Origin of the sequence: Limosilactobacillus coleohominis (genome assembly GCF_016901675.1) — a bacterium.
GTDB lineage: Bacteria > Bacillota > Bacilli > Lactobacillales > Lactobacillaceae > Limosilactobacillus > Limosilactobacillus intestinavium.
On the sequence record NZ_JACJKU010000127.1, the window covers coordinates 1 to 1,904 of the forward strand.

Consider the following 1,904-nt stretch of genomic DNA (forward strand, 5'->3'; position numbering starts at 1 on the left):
GTATAATATACGCATAAAATTAGAAAAGATGGAAAATATGAATATTTTCTACTAAAAAGTAGAATAAGCATTTCTAATTGGTCCTTTTTTGGTCCCAAAATAAAAATCATATATAAGTGTATATGGATGTATTTTCACTTTTTTTAGTCAAAAATTGAGCACAAAAAAGACGACCAGTTGAGGTCGTCTTTTAATTTTTGTGTTTGGATTAGTCTTGGCTACTCGCTCCCGCAAAATGTACAAACGGTTAAAAGTCGGCGAACTCGCGAATTGCCCGCGGCTTGATATCGGAGTAGTAGTAAGACCGCGAATAGCCACAATCCATCACGATACGATATTCTGGGTCGCCCGCGGTTAGTCCTTTTATCTCAATCGTAAGCGGGTGGTCAAGTGTGGCGATGGTTTGACGGGTTAAATGTACAGTGTCCGATTCTTCCGCGTATTTTTCAAACGCTGCATTGGGTTCGCGGAACCCGGGCATACCGCTCATGCTTGGGCTGCTCGGGTACTTCGCAAGTTTTCTGCTGGGGTTTAGCTTCTACAAGAGATGATGAAAACATATATTATCTCCTCTCTTTTTTGCTACTTAATTTCTTTGAGTGCGGTGTCCAATTTGTTCGGAGGTTCGTCGGTTTACTTATAAGTGGCGACTACTGGTCAGGCCGAAGATGCTCAAAAAGATTACCAAAACACTATTAACAAGCTGTTTACGAAGAAGTTCTGTGCTTCGTTGACCGAGGGTGTCTTTGGTAACCACCAAGAAGATTACACTCTTCGCTTGGAAGAAACGACTGAATTTGACATTTATGATGCCAGCTTTATTGGCTATTACTGTGGTAAGGGTAATGGCTACCTGGTAACCAAGGCCCAGAATTATAAGCAAACTGCGGTTTTCGCTAAGTAACTGCAAATCAAGAAGCGTACTGACCGTCGATGGTTAGTGCGCTTTTACTTTGGCATAAATGTTATAATTAAGGTTAATAAGGGGTGGAAGAATGGCACAAAGTTACGTCGTTTTAATCCAGAAAAAACCAACGAAGACGGATGCTGTCGTTTATTGGTACGCATACCGGAAACGTGAGGATGCGCTAACACAGTGCCGTGACTTAGCACAATACCAGCACGACCAGTTGCAAGCGAAGGGGCCAGTTGAGCTGACCAAGATAACGACTCCGGTTGTCGAGATGGAGACTAATGAGGTTAAAACGCAGGTTGATGGTTACAAGGTAACGGCGGGTAACTTTACCGGCCGTTATACCGTTCAAATGATCCGTGCCATTCGCGACTAGCAACCGCTTGGATTTGAGGCGACTGATAAATCGCGGTAAAATAAAGGCAGACAATGAAAGGAGATCCTAATAAATGAAAAAGTTTAGTAAAGCAGAATTAGCTAAATTTGATGGTCAAAATGGTCAACCAGCATACGTTGCGGTTGATGGGACCGTCTATGATGTGTCTGGCAAGGACGCCTGGAAAGGCGGCAAACACCATGGCAACCTCGCTGGACGGGATTTGACTGACGTGCTGTGGAATAAGTCGCCACATAAGGATAGTGTTCTGTCAGGGTTGCCGGTAGTTGGTAAGCTCACCGATGATGAATAAATGCATATAAAAGGAGCCTGGTGATTTTGGTAGCCAAGCTCTTTTTTAGGTTAAAAATGTTCTTTGGGCGTTTTTGTTATAATAATGTTATTAAATGCAGGAGCGGAATCATTTCACTCCACAATGGGCACCTCGATTAGTTAATAATTGGGGTGTTTTTTGTTATTAATTGAGAAAAGAAGAATAATATTTTATTGGTGGATTATAGAATGAAGTTAGCCACCCAGTTGGTGGTAAATAAAAAAACGCCATTCGGCGTGACATCAGGTATCATATTAAGTGAACCAAACCTATATGAAAGG

At 42.0% G+C, this 1,904-nt stretch carries 4 protein-coding genes; 3 read left to right on the top strand and 1 reads right to left on the bottom strand.

Annotated elements, in window-relative coordinates:
- Window positions 1–247 precede the first annotated feature (247 nt).
- Window positions 248–490, bottom strand: coding sequence for a hypothetical protein (locus H5975_RS07925; RefSeq protein ID WP_204785584.1), 243 nt, complete (start codon window positions 488–490; stop codon window positions 248–250).
- A gap of 153 nt (window positions 491–643) precedes the next feature.
- Here H5975_RS07925 and H5975_RS07930 point away from each other — a divergent pair, with 153 nt between their 5' ends.
- From H5975_RS07930 to H5975_RS07940, 3 genes are all read left to right on the top strand, one after another.
- A complete protein-coding gene (locus H5975_RS07930) occupies window positions 644–904 on the top strand; it encodes a hypothetical protein (protein ID WP_204785585.1) in 261 nt (86 codons plus the stop codon).
- Between the two features lie 91 nt (window positions 905–995).
- A complete protein-coding gene (locus tag H5975_RS07935; protein WP_204785586.1) occupies window positions 996–1,289 on the top strand; it encodes a hypothetical protein in 294 nt (97 codons plus the stop codon).
- Between the two features lie 73 nt (window positions 1,290–1,362).
- On the top strand, window positions 1,363–1,602 hold the full coding sequence (locus H5975_RS07940) for a cytochrome b5 domain-containing protein (protein ID WP_204785587.1): 240 nt from the start codon (window positions 1,363–1,365) through the stop codon (window positions 1,600–1,602).
- Window positions 1,603–1,904: the final 302 nt, after the last annotated feature.